The sequence below is a fragment of the Ramlibacter aurantiacus genome (genome assembly GCF_016722895.1).
Classification (GTDB): domain Bacteria; phylum Pseudomonadota; class Gammaproteobacteria; order Burkholderiales; family Burkholderiaceae_C; genus Ramlibacter; species Ramlibacter aurantiacus.
In genome coordinates this window covers 1,093,125-1,112,248 of record NZ_JAEQNA010000001.1, presented here as the reverse complement: position 1 = coordinate 1,112,248, position 19,124 = coordinate 1,093,125, and the positions used below count along the sequence as shown (strand labels likewise).

The window sequence follows — 19,124 nt, the reverse complement described above, 5'->3', positions numbered from 1 at the left end:
CCCAAAGTTCCAGCTTCATCCCCGGACCACCGATGCCGCCAGCGTTTCGGCGCTGCCGATACTGCGCTGCGCGGCCTCGTGCGCAGCCTGCAGCTTGCGGAACGCGGCCAGCGACTGGCCCACCACCTGGTCCATGTTGTAGTAGCGGTAGGTGGCCAGGCGGCCCACGAAGGTCACGTTGCGCGTCTCCTCGGCCTTGGCCTCGTAGCGCCTGTACAGCTCGGCGTTCTCGGCCCGCGGCACCGGGTAGTAAGGATCGCCTTCGGCGCAGGGGTACTCGTACACCACCGACGTGGTGGGGTGCTCCTGGCCGGTGATGTGCTTGAACTCGCTGATGCGGGTGTAGCCGTAGTCGTTGGGGTAGTTCACCGTGCCCACCGGCTGGAAGCGTTCCCGGGGCACGTTCACATGCTCGAAACGCAGGCTGCGATAGGGCAGCTTGCCCCAGCTGTAGTCGAAGAAGGCGTCGATGGGGCCGGTGTAGACCATGTGGCTCCACGGCACCAGGTCCACGATGTCGCGGTAATCCGTGTTCAGCATGATCTTGATGTTGGGATGCGAGAGCATCTTCTCGAACATGCGCGTGTAGCCGTGCAGCGGCATCGCCTGGTAGCGGTCGGCGAAGTAGCGGTCGTCGCGGTTGGTGCGGGTGGGCACGCGCGCGGTGACGCTGGCGTCCAGCTCGGACGGGTCCAGCCCCCACTGCTTGCGCGTGTAGCCGCGGAAGAACTTGTTGTAAAGCTCGCGGCCCACCTTGCTCACCACCACGTCCTCCGAGGTCTTCACCACCTCCTTCTTCTCCGCCACCGACTCGAAGAACTTGTCCAGCTCGAAGGAGTTCAGGTGCAGCCCGTACAGCTTGTTGATGGTGTCCAGGTTGATGGGCATGGGCACGAGCTGTCCGTCCACGCTCGCCAACACCCGGTGCTGGTAGGGGCGCCATGCGGTGAACGACGAGAGGTAGTCGAAGATCTCCTCCGAGTTGGTGTGGAAGATGTGCGGGCCGTAGGGGTGGATGAGGATGCCGGCATCGTCGTAGCGGTCATAGGCGTTCCCGCCGATGTGGGGGCGCTTGTCGACGATGAGCACGCGCTGGTCCAGCACGGTGGCCAGTCGTTCGGCCAGCACGCTGCCGGCGAAGCCCGCGCCCACGATGAGGTAGTCGAATCCGGCGCGGCCGGGGACGCTCGCCGCGACGGCGCGCGCGAGGTCATGGCTGATCTTGTCCATGGGTCTTCCTGTGCTGGGGCCGGCCGGTCGGCCGTGCGGCCGACCCGGCCGACAGGGTTCAACTGGCGGCCATCGCCGATGAGGCGCAGGCCCGGGCGAGTTCGCCCTTGATGTCCGGAGGCGCGGCCATTGCCTCGGCCTCGCGGGCGGCTTCAGCGCCGGCGATGAGATCGGCCATCGCATCGGCGGTGCTGTCCCAGGACGTGCGGGCGATGATCCCGGCCATCGCCTGGCGGTGAGCCTCCTGCTCGTGGCGGGGGCGCCGCAGGAGCGCCTCGCAAGCCTTCACGAACCCGTCGGCATCGTGCTGGATGGGCACCACATGGCCGTACGGCTCGACCACGTCGCGGATCGCCGTGCTCACCATGGGGCGGCCGCAGGCCATGTACTCCAGCGTCTTGGTCGGGCTGATGAAGCGGGTCGCCTCGTTCAACGCGAAGGGCAACAGGCAGACGTCCCAGCCGTTGATGAAGGCCGGCAGTTCGTCATACCCCTGCTGCCCGAGCCAATGGATGTTGTCGCGGCGCGGCACGGTGGCCGGATCGATCTTCACGATCGGCCCCACCATCACGATCTGCCAGTCCGGCCGCTGGTCGGCCATGCCCGCGATGATGTCCAGGTCCAGCCGTTCGTCGATCACGCCGCAGTAGCCCAGGCGCGGCCGGCCCAGGTGCTGCTGCAGCGGATGGTCGAGAGGGCCGAAGCGGAAGTGCAAGGCGTCCACGCTGCTCGGAAAGCAGTGCACGTTGCGATGGCGGTCGCGCTTCGCGTTATAGAGGCTGCGCCCGCCGGTGAACACCACATCGGCCATGCGGAACAACGCCGACTCCTGGTCCACCAGTTCGCGCGGCGCGCCGCGAAACAGCGACAACTCGTCCATGCAGTCGTAGATCACGCCCTGCGGCTGCAGCATTTCGGCGAACGGCAGTGCCATCGGCGTGTAGAACCAGATCCAGTAGTCACTGGCGCGGCCGCCGCGCAGCGCCTCGCCGACCATCCGCTGAAGTGCCGGCTTGTGCTCGTGGTGGAAGCCCTGAGCGCCGCCGCGCACATGCGGTCGCCAAACCGTGACGCCCGGAGCGGCGTCGATCAGCTCGAGGCGCTCTTCAGCCGCGTTCGGCACCGGTTCCTCGATGAAAATCACTGGCCATCGCTGCGCCATCCTCGACAGCAGGTGCTGTGGCCGTTGATAGACGAAGTTCCACCGCAGGTGGGAGAAGACGACGAGTGTGTTCATGCGGGCCATTCTGCAGAGTGGATGCTCGACCATGCGGCCGATCGGCCTCGTCCTACGCAATGCTTCAAGCGCCTCTGGCAAACCATCACCCCCGATCCCGAGGCACAGTCGGGGGTTGTGGCGCGCGCGCCGGCGCGGGGCCTGGCGCACCCGACCGCCGACACGCAGGGCGTTCGCGAGGACGTGCCGGACCCCACGCATGAACGGGGCGTGAGCGCCGGGTCCTACCGCGCCGGCAAGTTCGTCTCCGGCGACCAGTGGGGAAACGGCGTGGGTCCGCACGAGCCCGTGCGGTTCGACCTGGCCGGGGGCGGCACTGAACCCGATGCCTTCGGCAGCAACGAGTTCATCGCGGGGAGCCGCCGGGCAGGGACCGAAGCGATGGTGGCCGTGAACCTCGGCACGCGCGGCGCCCAGGCCGCGCGCCGCTTCGTCGGGTACGGCAACCACACGGGTGGCACCGCGCTATCGGACCTTGGTCGAGTGGCGACCACCGACCGGGCAGGTGGTCGCCGGGCCGGCTGAAGGCCAGGCTGGGCCGGCCGCGTGGAATGTCTCCGTGGTGCGGCAGGTGCCGCACTGAAGGGGCTTCAGCAGCCTTCGCGGCAGCGCCACCGGACACTGCCGGCGAGGTGGAAGGATTCCAGGGACGAACGCGCCACGTGCTTGCCGCAGCGGAAACAGCTCATGGAGCGGCCCCAGGCTCCGGGGAACTGGGTGCCGCTCACCTTGGAGGTGTATCGCAGCCCGGCCGTATCGACCTCGGTTTTGGTGTCTCGCTTCATCAGCCCTCCATCGCGATACGAAGCCGGCAGTATGGACCCTCCCGCCGCAAACAGGATGAGCGGAAACACGGGGTGGACAGTGCCGCCGGCAAGCTGTGCAACGGGCGGATGCGGCAGAACCGCTTACAGGCGGTCAACTGAAGTGCACTTCCTTGTGCTCTCCCATGCGGGGCGGCTGGCCCGTCATGGCCGCCGAGGCCATCTTCACCAACTGTTTCGTCTTGCTCTCCTTCACGTCCCAGAACTCGGCGTGGGTGATGCGCACCTCCACCAGTTCGAGGTTCGGGTCGTCCACGCCCTGCGGGAACCAGGCCTTGGTCATCATGTTGAACAGCCGCTCCTTCTTGGCGCGATCGTTGTTGATCGTGGCCTTCCCGGCGATGGACACGTAGTGGTCCTTCTGCGGGTCCGAGTACGACACATTCACGTCGCCGTCCGCCTGCAGGCGTCGCCCCACCTCGGTCGCCCTGGAGACGAAGAAGTACAGCACGCCCTCGTCCAGCGACTTGTTCTGCGTGGTCAGCGGGTGCGCGTGCAGGCCGCCGTCCGCATGGCGATGGGCCAGCATGCCGAAACGCATGTCCTTGATCAGTGACCACAGGTGCTTGTAGTCCAGGCGTTCTTCGAGGGTGGTGGTGCTCATGGGTCTTCCTTTTGTGGTGGATGCCAGTGGGTCGTCGTCCATGATTCGAGCGGTGCCCCGGTCGTGGCGTCGGCCGGGCGCGTGCCCTGCTGTACGCGTGGGCCGACAGGTACCATGCCGCCCTTTGGCACTCCGTCGGACCCGCACATGTTCAAGTCGTTCTTCCTGTCGCGCCGCTGGTGGCTGTGGTCGCTGGCGGGCACCGCGCTCATCCTTTACGCCACTTGGTACCGGGTCGGGCTGGACGTGCGCATCAACGAATGGTTCGGCAGCTTCTACGACCTGGTCCAGAAGGCGCTGACCACCCCCCGCAGCGTCACGCTGGACGAATTCGGCGGGCAGCTCATGGTGTTCGGGCGCATCGCCATGCTCTACGTCACCATCGCCGTGGTGCTGGAGTTCTTCATCAAGCACTACATCTTCCGCTGGCGCACGGCCATGAACGACTACTACATGGCGCACTGGGAGCGGCTGCGGGCCATCGAAGGCGCGGCGCAGCGCGTGCAGGAAGACACCATGCGCTTCGCGCGCATCATGGAAGGGCTTGGCGTCGAGTTCATGCGCAGCGTGATGACGCTGGGCGCGTTCCTGCCCATCCTGTGGGTGCTCTCCGAGCAGGTGACCGAGCTGCCGTGGTTCGGGCCGGTGCCTCACTCGCTGGTGTGGGTGGCGCTGATGTCGGCGATGTTCGGCACCGTGCTGCTGGCGGTGGTGGGTTTCAAGCTGCCGGGGCTGGAGTTCCAGAACCAGCGTGTCGAGGCCGCGTACCGCAAGGAGCTGGTCTACGGCGAGGACCACCACGACCGCGCCAGTCCACCGGTGGTCGGCAAGCTCTTCGCCGACGTGCGGCGCAATTACTTCCGGCTGTTCTTCCACTACCTGTACTTCGACGTGGCCAAGTGGTCGTACCTGCAGTTCTCGGTGCTGATCCCGCTGATCGCCCTGGCGCCCACGGTGGTGGCCGGCGTCATCACTCTGGGCGTCATGCAGCAGATCACGCGGGCCTTCGACCGCGTGGAAAGCTCCTTCCAGTTCCTGGTCCTGAGCTGGGGCACCATCGTCGAGCTGATGTCCGTCTACAAGCGCCTGCGGGCCTTCGAGCGCCAGATCAAGGGCGAGCCCCTCGCCGACCCCGCACCCGCGTCGGCCTGACCGACTGCCGATGCGAAAATGACGCGGCCCGGCCTCGCGCCGGGCGCTCCCATCTTCCAGCCAGAGTTCCCAGCCATGCCCCGCGTCTTCAACTTCAGCCCCGGTCCCGCCACCCTTCCCGAGCCCGTCCTGCGGCAAGCCGCCGACGAGATGCTCGACTGGCGCGGCAGTGGCATGTCGGTGATGGAGATGAGCCATCGCGGCAAGGAGTTCATGTCCATCCAGGCGGAGGCTGAAGCCAGCCTGCGCGAACTGCTGGCCATTCCGCCGAACTACACGGTGCTGTTCCTGCAAGGCGGCGGCATCGGCCAGAACGCCATCGTGCCGATGAACCTGATCGGGCGAACCGGGCGGGCTGACTACGTGCTCAGCGGCGACTGGTCCAAGAGAAGCGCCGACGAAGCCGCGCACTTCGGTCCCATCCGCATCGCCGCTTCCAGCGAGGAGGGCGGTCGCTACCTGCGCATGCCGGCGCCATCCGAATGGAAGCTCGATCCTGGTGCCGCCTACGTGCACTACTGCGCCAACGAAACGATCGGCGGCGTCGAGTGCTTCTGGACGCCCGACACCGGCGGCGTGCCGCTGGTGTCGGACATGTCGTCCAACCTCCTGTCGCGGCCCATCGACGTCTCGCGTTACGGCCTGATCTACGCCGGCGCTCAAAAGAACGTCGGTATGTCGGGCCTCACGCTGGTCATCGTGCGCGAAGACCTGCTGGGCCATGCCCTGCCCACCACACCCTCGGTCTTCAACTACCAGATCCAGGCCAAGGCGGACTCCATGTACAACACGCCACCCACCTACGCGATCTACATCGCAGGGCTGGTCTTCAAGCATGTGCAGTCGCTGGGCGGATTGGCGGCCATGGAGGCGCACAACCGGGCCAAGGCGGCCGTGCTGTACGACTTTCTCGACCAGAGCCGCTTTTTCAGCAACCCCGTCGAGCCCGCCGACCGCTCGCGCATGAACGTGCCGTTTTGGCTGCGCGATACCTCACTCGATGAGGTTTTCCTCAAGGGCGCGCAGGCCCGAGGCCTGGTGCAGCTCAAGGGGCACCGGTCGGTCGGCGGCATGCGCGCCTCGATTTACAACGCCATGCCCATCGAGGGGGTGCGCGCCCTGGTGGACTACATGCGCGAGTTCGAGGCGCGGCACGGCTGAGCCGTGCCTGGGCGATGGGCCGAGTCTGGGTGCCGGCGTATCAAGAGCCGGGTTGCGTCTGGCCGGACGGCTTGGTCTGCGCGACGACAGCTTGTTCGCCAGGGGCGGTGCTCAGCTCGCGCCGGCCAGCGCCTGAAGCAACGCCGGTGAAGCCGCGAACCAGACAGTCCACCATTCGCTGGCGCGACGGATTCAACGCACCTCGAGTGGCGTTGGCCGCGTGTTCGAACCTCCGGAGGTGGCCGATGGGTAAGCCGCTGGCCAGCTCTGCGCCGGACTCGACCAGCCAGTCGTCGCACGGACGACCGAAGCGTCCCCTGCGCTCGGCCGCCTCGACCGCAGCATGGATGAAGGCTTCGAAGTTGGGTGGCCGCCGGACCTCTTCGAAGTCGCTGAGGTTGCTGGTAAGCGGCTGGGCCACGTCCAACCAGATGCGGGGCCAGACCTGCGAGTCCATGTCGCCTGCCCAGATCGCGAGCTGCCGGCTCAGCTCGGCGCATGCCTTGTCGAGCTCGTCGGACACATCGGCCGCGGGGTGCCGCAACGACAGCTCATCGGCCAATAACTGCCACTGCAGGTCCCACAGCGCCTGCAGTGATGCCGGGGGATCGGCGTGCAACTTGATCTTCAGTTGAAGCGCCATCTGCAGGGGAGCGGTACCGAGGAATTCGCCCGACAACTCCTGCAAATGCTGTTGAAGAACATCAGCCATCGTCGGCGTGAGCGTCGCAGGGTGGGTGGTGAGGCCGTCCACCAGGCCTTGGTGCATCGCCACCAGGTCGTGCGTGGCGCGACCCTCCGCGGCGCGAGCCCGTGCGAGGCTCGTCTGCATGACCGCTTTGACCAAGTCGCGCGCGATGGCCTCGGGCATGTCGCCGCCACCGAAGCCGTGTCCCATGAGCGTGGCGACCCTCAGTTCCAGGTGCCAGGCCCGGTCTTGCGAGGAGCGATCGTCCCGGCTCGCCGGCAGGTCTGTGCAGGTCGCGCGCATGTAGGTGGCCGCGGCTTCGTCCAGACTCATTCGTGTGGCCTCCCCGAAGCCTTCCAGAATGGCGGTTGCGCCGTTGCGCCCTGGTCGCCCCCCGGTGGAACGGACGGCAGCAAACCATTGTCGCAAGACCTCGAGCCTGTCGGCCTCGGAGCAGGTCGGTCCACCCAGCAGCATTCCCAGCGAATAGCCATCTTCGGCGCCGTACGAAAACGGTCCTATGGGCAGGGAAAACCAGCGCGCGGGAATGGACTGGCCTTCCAGGGACATGGTCCGTGCAGCGCCCGCCAGCCCTCGCCGGGCCCTGTCCTGCAAGCTCTGGAGGCGCATGCGGGTGGCTCGGTCGAGACTCGTCGCCGGTGCGGACTCGCAATCCGGGCAGTTCGCCAGCAGCCGGGTGGCATCCCTGTGAAACCGCGCGAGCTGTCGGTGGTAGGGCCCTCTAGCCGTCGTGGCGTAGGCTCCTCTGGCCAGATCCCAAAAGTTGCCCGACGGTCGTTGGCTATCACGAAGCAGCTGCTGGGCGGTCACCAGGCGAGTTGACTGGGCACGGGAAAGCGGGCGCGCCATGCGCACGAGGGGCGTTGTTGTAGGTGCTGGGGTAGGCGTTGCGCCGGGCGTTGCTGCCGATTCGCTTGTCGCGACAGCAGGTGGCAGCTTGAAATCGCTGGGCGGTTGGCCGCGCCAGGAAAGCGCGGATCCTGCGCGGCTCGGTCGTGGTTCCATCGTGTTCATCTCCCTTGATGCGGCCCGGGGGGCCGGCCGGCGACTTGATGGGATCCGGATCGGCTCCGGCGCGCGGGCGCGCCCGGGCTGCATGCCGGCCGAGCCAGCCCGCAAGGGCGTCATTTGACTCGGGCGCGGGGGCGCGGACTTCAGCTCCACGGGGGCTCCTTGTCGGTCAGTGAGGGTTGGCGGTCCTGCGGGATCAACCGGGCTGCGCGCCTGGCGCCTCCTGCGCCGGCGGGGCGATGGCCGCTCGAAAGCCGCTCGCCAGCGTGTCGATCGGCGCCTGGTGCCGCTCGTCCAGGTCGTGCTTGCAGTGGGCTACGGCAAGCTCGAACTGCCGCCGGGGCGCCTCGCGCGGGCCGAGGCGCAGGGCCAGTTCGCTGCCGGAGGCGGCCAGCCATTTCCGTGCGTCGGGGCCGCTTGCCCGTCGGGATTCGGCGCTGTCGATGGCGATCTGCAGGAAGGTGCTGAAGTCCAGGGGGTTGTCATAGGCGTGCAGGTGCGGGTCCCACCGCGCGGCCGCCTCGCCCAGGTCGACCCAGAGGCCCACCCATGCGCGCGGCTGCAGGGTGCGTGCGTCTCGGTGCAGCCGCTCGAGGAGCTCGACGCTCGCTGCGCTGACCGCAAGCGAATCCGTGGCGGACTGGGCCAACCCTTTCCAGGGCTTGTTCCATTGCTCAGGGCTCGGCTGGGGCTCATCACCTTGAGCGATTCGCGCCGCGAAAGTGGTCCGCAAGACAGCCGCTGGCGAGAGAGCCGGCGGCACGACAGCCGTTGCAGGGCCTTCACCGTCGCGCGATCGCTTCAAGCTCACGGCCGGTGTCGCGGCGCCAGCTTCATGGGGCAGGGAGCTCGTTGACCGGGCGCTGCGGCCAGGGTCTGCGGGGGCAGTCGCCAAAACGCTCAGGTCGGCCAACTGGCGCGGATGCGCAGGTGGCGCCTTCGGTCGGGAGGTCGGGCGCCGAGCGGCTGAACTCGCTTCCCGGGGGCCGGCCGTGGCGCGCGCGGGCTGCGTTGCGACCGAGCCGCCGCTCACGGGCGTCGTTTGACTTTGGCGCGCGTAGCGCGCCGACTTCAGTTCCATGGGCGTCCTTGGGGGTCAGTGAGGGTTGGTCGTGGCGCCGTCGGCGCCAGGCATGGCCGTGCTGCGAGATCCACCGGGCTGGGGCGGGCTTGGTTGCGCCGGCGGGACGGTCGCCGCCGCTCGAAAGCCGCTCGCCAGCGCGTTGATCGATGCGTGGTGCCGCTCGTCCAGGTCGCGCTTGCAGTGGGCGACGGCCAGCTCGAACTGCCGTCGCAGGGGCTCGCGCGGGCCGAGTCGAAGGGCCAGTTCACTGCCGGAGGCGGCCAGCCATTCCTTCGTGTCGCCCCCGCGAGCCTGCCGGCGCTCGGCGCCGTCGATCGCGATCTGCAAAAAGGTGCTGAAGTTCAGCGGGTTGGCATAGGCGCGCACGTGAGGGTCCCACCGCACGGACGCCTCGGCCAGGTCCACCCAGAGGCCGACCCAGGCACGCGCTTGCATGCCGTCTGCCCGGCCGTGCAGCCTGGTCAGCAGATCGGTGCTGGCGCGGCCGATCGCGAACAGGTCGTCGGTCTTTGCGGCCAGCGCCTGCCATTGCCAGCTCCAGTGCCTGGCCATGGTTGCCGGCTGCTGGTCATCCTGTGCAATCCGCAGTTCGGTCGCGATTTCCAGGGGCGCAGTACCCGGGCGCGTACGTGCCAGCGCGTGGAGATGCTCCTCGAACCAGGGACTGAAGCGAGCATTCAGCGGTCCGTCCTGCGGGCGCAGCGCGCCGATCAACCCTTTGTGAAGGGCGATCAGGAGCTGGTCCGCGGAGACCGATGCGCCAGTCTTGGGAGTGACCCCCGAGCCGGCCTGTTCCTGCGGCTCGAGCCGTGGGGCGGCGATCGACAGCGTTCTGGTCACAGACCTGAGGTGCGCCTCGCTGATCTCGGGCCCGCCCAGACACGAGGCCAGCCTCGCGGCGCTTAACTCGGCTTGTCCCAGCATGGCCTGCGCGGTCAGGTCGCGAGAGGCCTGCGCGCGCAGTTGAGTCAGCAGGGCGCGAATCTGCCTGGTCTCCGTGCCCGCCGCGACCGAGGCGCGCGCGTCGTCGGGACCGTGCACGTCCCCGCCGAGTTGCCGCGGGTGCCGGTCGGGCAACGTCGCCGTGGTGGACTGCGATGCAGGGCGGGCCGGACGAGGGCGGGGCCTCGGCGCGTCCTCGAGCGGGCTGTCGTCCTGCATGTCCGGCTGATCGGCAGCAGGGCCGCGCGAGCCGGGTCTCGGGCTGTAAGGCGCATGGCGCGTCAATTTGGTATCCATGACAACTCTCCGTTTCAGGTGGGGTGGGGGTCGGATCGGATGGGGCAACTCACTTCTTCTCGTCCGGCCGCGACGCGACGACGTGAAGTCGTGAGCCGCGAAACGGCTTCGAGGTGGCACTCCGGTGGAGACCTCGACCGCCCGCGGCGGGGTGCGAGGCGCAGGTTCGGTTCACTTGCCGTGCACAGGCCCGACAGGGGTGCTCGAAAGTGTCGGCAGCGACTGCTCCAGAGCCTCTTGGATCGGCTGCAGCAGGAGATCGGGTATCGGGCCCGCCAAGGGCTTTGGCAGGCGCGTCGCAAAGCCTTCCTCCCTCAGCCCGGCGATCACTCCTTCGTGCACGGCCCTCCGTGCTTGCGCGTCGAGGCCCGTCGAGGTGCGGCCCGATTGCTGGCCCGCAGCCCGGAACAGCCTGCCCAGGAACCGGGCATCTTCCACGGGCATGGCGGCTCCACCCAGTCCCCTGACCAGGACAGGGATGCTTTCTTCAAGCCAAGCGAATAGCGTCGGGCGAGGGGTCTCGGGCTGCGCTTCCCGCGGCCGTGCCGCGCGCGGCACGTCGATCTTGGAATCGGTGGCTATCGGGCGTTCTGGCCGGTAGGACGAGCCCATGCCAATCCCCCTTGAATGTGCTTGCATGTGTCGATTCCCGGTAAGGCAGGCCAGCCGACCTGGCCGGCGGGTTGGTAGGTCCGCAGCGCTGGCGGTTCCGTCGTGCAGCCGCAAAGGGCGAGGCGGTGCGCTCAGTCCTCGCGCACGGGTGATCGAGGCGCTCTCGCTGCCCGGTGCTCAGCGGGTACCTGGCGGTCGGCGGCGTGGGCTGCAGGTCTGCGATCCGCGGCTTCGGCCCGCTCTGGCGAGCGCAGGGGCGTCGTGCCGACTGGCCGCGGGACTGCCGCGGGGCGGAAGCCGGTCGCCAGCAACGCGAGCTTGGCCCGCTGCTCCGTGCCGAGGCAGCGCTCCAGGTTGGCGAGGGAAGACTCGAACGCCTTCAGCGCCGCATCGTCTGGTTGCAGTTGATCGGCCAGCGCCCGGCCCGACCCGGCCAGCCAGTCGTCGGTGGGGAGGCCGCGGGCCGACCGGGACGTTGCGGCGGCCATCGCGATCTGCAGGAAGCTGGCGAAGTTCGGCAGGAAAGGGAGGTGGGCCTCGGGGTCCAGGCCGGCAGCCGCCTTGCCAAGGTCCAGGCAGAGCGAGGTCCAGGCGTGCGGCGTCATGTCACCTGCCCGGCGGGACGTCTTGGTGGCCAGGTCGACGGCCAGCTGGCGGGTGGCCATGGGATCCGGTGGCATGCGGGCCCACAGCTCCCACTGCGTGTTCCACAGCGAAGCCATGGCTGACGGCTGCCGGTCGTTCAGTGCGATCCGCAGCTCGGTGGCGATCTCCAGCGCGGCCGTGCCCGGCCTTGCACGGGCCAGCTCGTTCAGATGCTTTTCAAAGCGCGGAACCCATCTTTCGCTCAGCTGCCCGTCGGGCTGCCTGAGCCCTCTGATCACCCCCGAATGCAGGGCGACCAGGACCGCGTCCACCGGGATCCCCGCGACTTGTGCGTGCGGCGCCGGTGCGGTACCGGCTGCGGACGCGTGGCTGGTCTCGGCGGCCGGCTCCGGCATGGGAACAACGTCCGCGATCGCCCTGAGCAGGCTCTTGAGGGTGGCCCGCAACATGTGGGGGCCCTCCAGGGCGTCCACCAGCACGGCGACCCCGCCTTGCAGGTGCACGGCGCTAGCCCCCAACGGAAGCTCGCGCAAGGCCGGCGACATCAGCTGCTCGAGCAGGCCACGCAGCCACGGGGGCGCAAGTTGCGCGCCCACCCCGCTCGCCCTCAGGAAGCCTTGCAAGAACCACTGGGCGTTCGGCAGGGTCCAGCTCGATGCGCCGCCCACGCGAGACGCAGCGAACCACTGGCTCACGACGTCCTGCAGGTTGTCCGCCGACAGGGTCGGGCCACCGAGCGCGCACCCGAGCAGGTAGCCGTCCTGCATCCGCTGGCGCGCGGTGGGTGGAACCGGCCGGTCGTCGTGCCGGAATTTGGAGAAGAAGACAGAAGTGAGGGACCGGCCGTCCGCCAACTCGATGCGCGCGCAGGCATCGCTGACCGCGGCGCGACCGTCTGCCTGCAGCGCCTGCAGCGCCTGCAGCAGCTGCGGGGTCGCCATGCTGGCGGATGCGCCGCGCGCGTGCTCGTCCAGCAGCTGGTCGGTGATCAACAGCCCTTGCGCCAGTCGGCGCTGCCGCGGCCCGCAGGCGCCGAGGGTGCGGGCTTCCAGGTTCAGGTCCAGGCGGCGCAGCTGCCGAGCCTGGTCCAGGATGCCGTCGGCTCGGCCTCGCCAGGACCCATCGAATTCACGTACCCGCGAGGGCAGCTCGCCCTGCGGAGTCTTGCAGTCCATGGCCAGCCTCGCCGCTTTCGGTCCTTCGGTTGGCGCGTGCGTCGACTGGCTGGCCGCGCCGGCGCCAGATGCGGCGGGGTTTTTCGGGCTGCGGTCTGCCAAGCGCAGCGTTCGCGCAGCTGGCACGTTCAGCGGGGAAGGTCGGGACCTTGCGGGCAGGCGGTCCGTCGGCGTCCGCGTTGCGGCGCCGGCCGTGCGGCCTACGTCGTGCGCGGGCGTTGGGCGCGCGTGGCCCGCCACTTTCCTATCCATGGCAACTCCTGGTTGGAGTGAGCCGCGGACCGACGAACCGCTCTTGCACTCCGGTGGCGAAGTCACGGCTGTGAAGCCGCGAAGAAGGCCGTCCATCATCTGTCGGCCCAGCGGGCTGGACGCGTGTCGTATGTCGTCGGCGGCGCATGTGTTCATCTCCTGAACCAGGCCGGCTGGCCTGGCAGCGGTTGGTGGGAGCGGACTCTCTGCGGTTCAGCCCAGCAGCCACAGATGCCGCTGGTGCCACGCCGGTGCCCGTGTGGGTCAGTCTGGCGCCAGCGCGGCAAGCTGCATCGGCCTGGACGCCGACTCGACGAAGCCGTGCGTCACCAGGTTGGCCCGTCGACTGGCGATCTCGGTGTTGCCATGCGCCGCCGTCTTCGCCGCTCGTTGGAACTGCCCCTTGAGGTGTCTGGTCATCCCCTCCGGCCCGCTCAGGCGGCGAGCCAGCTCACGGCCCGAATCGATCAGCCATGCATCGGCATCCTGGCGGTGCGCGCTTGCCAGTTCTGCCGCGTAGACGGCGGTGGAAACGAAGTGACCGAAGTCGGGCCCTGGAGAGCCGAAAACCGGGCGCCGTGCCTTGAAGGGCGCGACATCACCCACGAGGGCCAACCAGTACCCGGGCCATTCATCGGGATTCGTCTGGATCACCCGGGGCGCCAGGTAGTCGCGCAGCCCGGAATAGAGTGCCGAAGAGCCGCCGGCCCACGAGGACTTCCACAGACGCTGGAGGGCCGGATGGTTCGTTCCGAGTGCGCCGCGAAGGTCGAAGCTCATATCCAGTGCGACCGCCGGCGAGAGCTGCCGCCCCAGGTCCTCGATGTGTTCGGCCAAGGGCTTCACGAATCGTGGGTGCAGTGCGCCGTCGCAGATCCCCTGCACCAGGCCGCTCTGCATCGCGACGAGTGCCTGGTGGATAAAGGAGAGATCGCGCCCGGACGAGCGGATCAGGTGAGAAAGGCCGCGCAACACCAGCGATAGATCGGAGGCATCGAACTGTGGTCCTCCCAGCGCGCGGATCATCACAGCGGTCCCTTCGGCCATCAGTTGCAGCCGCTGCGCTGCACTCAGCTGCTGGGCCGGGCCGGATGCGAGCAGCTGCGTCAGTCGGGTCATCCAGGTCCGTGCGAATCGTTGGGCATCCATCTGGATCGCGGCCCGGTACCCTGCCAGAAACTGGTGCGCATCGGGCCTCCCCCACCCCGGCGGGGCGCTCTCCTTGGCCGGATCGAAGCAGCCGTCCAGCGCCGCCGCGTGGTCCGCGCTCGTCACGCCCGAGCCGCCCAGCACCTTGCCGAGGACCAACCCATTGCCGTAGGCAGCGCTCGCGAAATACGAGGCGGTGCTCTGCAGGGTCCTGCGCCGCCCGCCGGCCGAGCCGTCCTGAAGCCCGGCCCGCAGCCCATCGATCAACTGCGCATCGCGGCCCTCGGAGGCGTGCAGCAGGGTCGACGCGAGGATGCTGACGCTGTCGTAAGCCGACCGTGCCACGGCCAAGTGGCCGCTCGCCAGGGCCTGGACTTCCCGCAGCTCCTGCAGCAGCTCGCGCGTGCGAGCTTCAGCGGGCGCATCGCCGCCGTGAGGTGGCGGCGCGGCGAGCAAGTTTTCGCAGTCGCTGATGAGCTCAGTGATCTTCCGGTGGCGTGGTCCGGTCGGCCCGATGGTGTGGGCTTCCATCTCCAGGTTGCAGTGCCGGGTGGCGGAGCGGCCCAGCTTGGCGAGGCGCTGCGCCTGGTTGATCCAGGTGGCGTCGGGCAGGACCTTGGCTTGCAGCTCGACCACGGTGCTGGGCTCAGGGTCGGTATGCGGCCGGGCCAGCGGCATGCGAGCCTGGTCGGCCGGCGAGTCGAGATGAGAACAATGCTTGGAGTCGGCCAGCGCAAACGGCCGGTGCTGGGGCGTCTTGGACACCATCGGATACATCTGTGAAATCTCCCTGAATATCCAGCGGATGAGCTGGGCGCGCATGTGTGGCGGCTCACCCCTGGTAGTTCCTACAGGGTCTAAGCTGACGGAGGCGTTGACACCCGCAGGCGACAGGTCGCGGCAAAATGTCCGGTTTCAGAGAGAGGACGCCCCAGCATGACTCATGCGTTTGCCCACACGGTTCGGCCCTTCAAGATCAGCCAAGGAAAAAGCGGTCAGCTTTTTTCGCTGCCTGCCCTGGCTGAAGAATTTCCCAACCTGCAGCGTCTGCCGGTGTCCCTGCGCATCGTGCTGGAGTCGGTGCTGCGCAACTGCGATGGCCTGAAGATCTCGCCCGACCACGTGCGCCAGCTTGCCAACTGGCAGCCGAACGCCTCCCGCACCGAAGAAATTCCGTTCGTGGTGGCCCGCGTGGTCCTGCAGGACTTCACCGGCGTGCCGCTGCTGGCCGACCTGGCGGCCATGCGCAGCGCCGCGGCCCGCCTGGGCAAGAAGCCCAGCGCCATCGAACCGCTGGTGCCGGTCGACCTGGTGGTCGACCACTCGATCATGGTCGACCACTACGGCACGCGCGATGCGCTCGACCTGAACATGAAGCTCGAATTCCAGCGCAATCGCGAGCGCTACGAGTTCATGAAATGGGGCATGCAGGCCTTCCAGACCTTCGGTGTCGTGCCACCCGGTTTCGGCATCGTCCACCAGGTCAACCTCGAATACCTGGCACGTGGCGTGCACAAGGGCGCGGGCGACACCTACTACCCCGACACCCTGGTGGGCACCGACAGCCACACCACCATGATCAACGGCGTGGGCGTGGTCGGCTGGGGCGTGGGCGGCATCGAGGGCGAGGCCGCCATGCTGGGCCAGCCGGTGTACTTCCTCACGCCCGACGTGGTCGGCTTCGAACTCACCGGCCGCCTGCGCGAAGGCTGCACCGCCACCGACCTGGTGCTGACCATCACGGAGATCCTGCGCAGGCACAAGGTGGTGGGCAAGTTCGTCGAGTTCTTCGGCGAGGGCACGCGCACCCTGGCCGTGCCCGACCGCGCCACCATCGGCAACATGGCGCCCGAGTACGGCGCCACCATGGGCTTCTTCCCGGTGGACGAGAAGACCATCGAGTACTTCACGGGAACGGGCCGCAGCAAGGAGGAGGTCGCCGCGCTGGAGGCCTACTTCAAGGCGCAGAAGCTGTTCGGCGTTCCGCTGGCCGGCGAGGTCGATTACTCACAGGTGGTGCGCCTCGACCTGGGCGACGTGGCGCCCAGCCTGTCCGGTCCCAAGCGCCCGCAGGACCGCATCGAGATTGGTCACCTGGCGAAACAGTTCACGAGCTTGTTCAGCAAGCCACCCGCCGAGAACGGCTTCAACCAGCCCGCCGAGACGCTGCTCACGCGCGTGTTGGTCGACATCGAGGCCTTGCCCGACGTGAAGGTGCCGGTGACGCCGGACACACCAGCCGCGGCCCCGCGCTTCGAGCTGGAGATGGAAGCCAACAAGCCCTCGAGGCGCGCAGCCATCGCCGAGGCCGACCCCGGGCCGCAACACGTGCAGGAGGACCTCAACATCGGCAACGGCGACGTGCTCATCGCCGCCATCACCAGCTGCACCAACACCTCCAACCCCAGCGTGATGGTGGCGGCCGGCCTGTTGGCCAAGAAGGCGGTGCAGGCGGGCCTGAAGGTCAGGCCGCATGTCAAGACCTCGCTGTCGCCCGGCTCGCGCATCGTCACCGACTACCTGGTCAAGTCCGACCTGCTGCCGTACCTGGAGCAACTGGGGTTCACCGTCGCCGGCTACGGCTGCATGACCTGCATCGGCAACTCGGGCGACCTGGCACCCGAAATCAACGAGGCCATCAGCAAGAACGACCTGGTCTGTGCCTCCGTGCTCTCGGGAAACCGCAACTTCGAGGCGCGCATCCACCCGAACATCAAGGCCAACTTCCTGGCCAGCCCGCCGCTGGTGGTGGCCTACGCGCTGGCTGGCACCGTGCTGCGCGACCTGATGACCGAGCCGGTGGGGAAGGGCCACGGCGGCAAGGACGTGTGGCTGGGCGACATCTGGCCCACCAGCGACGAGATTCACGCGCTGATGAAGTACGCCCTGAACGGCAAGGCCTACCAGAGCAACTACGCCAAGGTGAAGTCCGACCCCGGCACGCTGTGGGAACGCATCGAGGGCGTCACCGGCGAGACCTATGCCTGGCCGCCCAGCACCTACATCGCCGAGCCGCCGTTCTTCGATCGCTTCGGCATGGCCCGCGAAACCACCGCGGCGCCCGAGCGGGTGACTGGTGCCCGGGTCATGGCGCTGTTCGGCGACTCCATCACCACCGACCACATCTCGCCCGCGGGCAACATCAAGGAGAGCTCGCCAGCCGGCCGCTACCTGAAGGAGCAGGGGGTCAGCAAGCTCGACTTCAACAGCTACGGTTCGCGCCGCGGCAACCACGAGGTCATGATGCGCGGCACCTTCGCCAACGTGCGCATCAAGAACCTGATGCTGCCGGCGCGCCCCGACGGCTCGCGCGTGGAAGGCGGCCTCACCCTGTACCGCGGCGAGGGCGGCGGCCAGCCCGAGGAGATGTCCATCTACGACGCCGCCATGCGCTACATGGCCCAGGGCCGGCCCACCGTCATCTTCGCGGGCGAGGAATACGGCACCGGATCCTCGCGCGACTGGGCGGCCAAGGGCACGCAGCTCCTGGGCATCCGCGCGGTCATCGCGCGCAGCTTCGAGCGCATCCACCGCAGCAACCTGGTGGGCATGGGCGTGCTGCCGCTGCAGTTCAAGGGCGCGGACAGCTGGCAGTCGCTGCAGCTCGATGGCTCCGAGCGGGTGGACGTCGAGCCCGATGCCAGCCTGCGGCCCATGAGTGATGCGCGCCTGGTGATCACCCGCGCCGACGGCAGCCGCCGGGAGCTCACCGTCACCCTGCGCATCGACACGCCGATCGAGGTCGAGTACTACCGCCACGGCGGCATCCTGCCCTTCGTGCTGCGCCAGCTGCTGGCGCAGTGACCCGGCACCTGGTGGTCGCCGGCGCCGGCATCGGTGGCCTGGCGGCATCGCTGGCCGCAACGCGCGCCGGCTGGCAGGTGCGCGTGCTGGAGCAGGCGGCGAGCCTGTCCGAGGTCGGCGCCGGCATCCAGCTCGGCCCCAACGCGACGCGCGTGCTGCGCGACTTCGGGCTGCTGGACGCGATGGCCGCGCGCGCCGCGCACCCGCAGCGGCTGGTGGCACGCGATGCGGCCTGCGGCCGCGAGCTGGCGTCACTGCCGCTGGGCCCGGCATTCGACCGGCGCTACGGCGCCCCCTATCTCACGGTGCACCGGGCCGATCTGCAAGCCACGCTGCTGCAGGCGGTGCGCGAGGCCGGCGTCGACCTGCAGACCGGCGCGCGGGTCCAGGACCTGCAGTTGGCGCAAGGCCGGGTGCGGCTGCGCCGCAGCGCCGCATCCGCGCTGGAAGCGGATGCGGCGGTCGGTGCCGACGGCCTGTGGAGCGCGCTGCGGCAATGGCTGCTGGGCGACGGTCCGCCTCGCGCGTCGGACCACGTGGCCTGGCGCGCGCTGTTGCCGATGCAGGACGTGCCGGCGCCGTTTCGCGCCCCGGAGGTCCATGCCTGGCTCGGCCCGCGCCTGCATGCGGTCAGCTACCCGGTGCGCGCGGGCGAGGCGTTGAACCTCGTCTGCGTGATCGAGCAATCCACTTCGGGCGACCGCGCCGGCTGGGACGACCCCGCCGCGTCAGCCGGCCCGGACCTGGCGCGGCTGCGCCTGGGCGGCCCGCTGCGCGAGCTGCTCGAGTGCGTGCCCGCCTGGGGCATGTGGGTGCTGCACGACCGGCCGCCGCTGGCCGGCCCCGCCGGGATGGCCCGCGGCCCGCTGGCGCTGCTGGGTGACGCGGCGCATCCGATGCGGCCCTACCTGGCGCAGGGTGCGGCCATGGCGCTCGAAGATGCCCACGTCCTCGGCCGCCTGCTGGCGACGCAGCTGCCCGTGGAGCAGGCCTTCGCCCGCTATGCGCAGGCCCGTTGGGCACGCTGCGCGCGGGTGCAGCGCCGCTCGCTGCGCAACGGGGTCATCTTCCACGCCGCAGGCCCGCTGCGGCTCGCGCGGGATGCGTCGCTGCGCCTGCTGGGGGCGCGGTTGATGGACCTTCCCTGGTTGTACGGGGAGGCGCCGACGAGCACCCTCGTTCGCCCTGAGCCCCACCCTCGTTCGCCCTGAGCCCCACCCTCGTTCGCCCTGAGCCCCACCCCCGTTCGCCCTGAGCCCCACCCCCGTTCGCCCT

General features: G+C 68.7%; 15 protein-coding genes. 5 read left to right on the top strand and 10 right to left on the bottom strand.

Going from position 1 to position 19,124, the window contains the following annotated elements; all coding sequences use genetic code 11:
- Positions 1-15 precede the first annotated feature (15 nt).
- Together glf and JI739_RS05110 are read right to left on the bottom strand one after the other, a co-directional pair.
- The gene (gene glf, locus JI739_RS05115) at positions 16-1,230 is read right to left on the bottom strand and encodes a UDP-galactopyranose mutase (RefSeq protein WP_201682733.1); all 1,215 of its coding nucleotides are present in this window, start codon (positions 1,228-1,230) and stop codon (positions 16-18) included.
- A gap of 58 nt (positions 1,231-1,288) precedes the next feature.
- Complete coding sequence (locus tag JI739_RS05110) at positions 1,289-2,467, bottom strand: glycosyltransferase (protein WP_201682732.1); 1,179 nt, start codon at positions 2,465-2,467, stop codon at positions 1,289-1,291.
- Positions 2,468-2,488: 21 nt separating this feature from the next.
- On the opposite strand from JI739_RS05110, the gene JI739_RS05105 reads away from it, so the two are divergent.
- Positions 2,489-2,992, top strand: coding sequence for a hypothetical protein (locus JI739_RS05105; protein ID WP_201682731.1), 504 nt, complete (start codon positions 2,489-2,491; stop codon positions 2,990-2,992).
- Between the two features lie 65 nt (positions 2,993-3,057).
- Here the strand turns inward: JI739_RS05105 and JI739_RS05100 are convergent, their stop codons facing one another.
- Both JI739_RS05100 and JI739_RS05095 read right to left on the bottom strand, forming a co-directional pair.
- Positions 3,058-3,252: a hypothetical protein gene (locus JI739_RS05100; RefSeq protein WP_201682730.1), complete on the bottom strand. Its 195-nt coding sequence runs from the start codon at positions 3,250-3,252 to the stop codon at positions 3,058-3,060.
- A gap of 133 nt (positions 3,253-3,385) precedes the next feature.
- Positions 3,386-3,895: a pyridoxamine 5'-phosphate oxidase family protein gene (locus JI739_RS05095; RefSeq protein ID WP_201682729.1), complete on the bottom strand. Its 510-nt coding sequence runs from the start codon at positions 3,893-3,895 to the stop codon at positions 3,386-3,388.
- Between the two features lie 147 nt (positions 3,896-4,042).
- Between JI739_RS05095 and sbmA the strand changes: the two genes are divergently transcribed.
- Positions 4,043-5,047, top strand: coding sequence for a peptide antibiotic transporter SbmA (gene sbmA, locus JI739_RS05090; protein ID WP_201682728.1), 1,005 nt, complete (start codon positions 4,043-4,045; stop codon positions 5,045-5,047).
- A gap of 75 nt (positions 5,048-5,122) precedes the next feature.
- Positions 5,123-6,208 carry a 3-phosphoserine/phosphohydroxythreonine transaminase gene (gene serC, locus JI739_RS05085; RefSeq protein WP_201682727.1) on the top strand — a complete coding sequence of 362 codons (1,086 nt, stop codon included), beginning with the start codon at positions 5,123-5,125 and terminating at the stop codon, positions 6,206-6,208.
- A 40-nt stretch (positions 6,209-6,248) separates the two neighbouring features.
- On the opposite strand, the gene JI739_RS05080 is transcribed toward serC, so the two are convergent.
- The 6 genes from JI739_RS05080 to JI739_RS05055 form a co-directional block, all read right to left on the bottom strand.
- A complete protein-coding gene (locus tag JI739_RS05080) occupies positions 6,249-7,466 on the bottom strand; it encodes a hypothetical protein (RefSeq protein ID WP_201682726.1) in 1,218 nt (405 codons plus the stop codon).
- A 658-nt stretch (positions 7,467-8,124) separates the two neighbouring features.
- Complete coding sequence (locus JI739_RS05075) at positions 8,125-8,577, bottom strand: hypothetical protein (RefSeq protein ID WP_201682725.1); 453 nt, start codon at positions 8,575-8,577, stop codon at positions 8,125-8,127.
- A 447-nt stretch (positions 8,578-9,024) separates the two neighbouring features.
- Positions 9,025-10,173 (bottom strand): hypothetical protein, encoded by a 1,149-nt coding sequence (locus JI739_RS05070; protein ID WP_201682724.1) that lies wholly within the window; start codon positions 10,171-10,173, stop codon positions 9,025-9,027.
- A gap of 249 nt (positions 10,174-10,422) precedes the next feature.
- On the bottom strand, positions 10,423-10,890 hold the full coding sequence (locus JI739_RS05065) for a hypothetical protein (protein WP_201682723.1): 468 nt from the start codon (positions 10,888-10,890) through the stop codon (positions 10,423-10,425).
- Positions 10,891-10,994: 104 nt separating this feature from the next.
- Positions 10,995-12,644, bottom strand: coding sequence for a hypothetical protein (locus JI739_RS05060; protein WP_201682722.1), 1,650 nt, complete (start codon positions 12,642-12,644; stop codon positions 10,995-10,997).
- Between the two features lie 516 nt (positions 12,645-13,160).
- Positions 13,161-14,867 (bottom strand): hypothetical protein, encoded by a 1,707-nt coding sequence (locus JI739_RS05055; RefSeq protein ID WP_201682721.1) that lies wholly within the window; start codon positions 14,865-14,867, stop codon positions 13,161-13,163.
- A gap of 114 nt (positions 14,868-14,981) precedes the next feature.
- Here JI739_RS05055 and acnA point away from each other — a divergent pair, with 114 nt between their 5' ends.
- Both acnA and JI739_RS05045 read left to right on the top strand, forming a co-directional pair.
- On the top strand, positions 14,982-17,849 hold the full coding sequence (acnA, locus tag JI739_RS05050) for an aconitate hydratase AcnA (RefSeq protein WP_201682720.1): 2,868 nt from the start codon (positions 14,982-14,984) through the stop codon (positions 17,847-17,849).
- Positions 17,846-19,060 carry an FAD-dependent monooxygenase gene (locus JI739_RS05045; protein ID WP_201682719.1) on the top strand — a complete coding sequence of 405 codons (1,215 nt, stop codon included), beginning with the start codon at positions 17,846-17,848 and terminating at the stop codon, positions 19,058-19,060. Before acnA ends, JI739_RS05045 begins: the two co-directional genes overlap by 4 nt.
- Positions 19,061-19,124 lie beyond the last annotated feature (64 nt).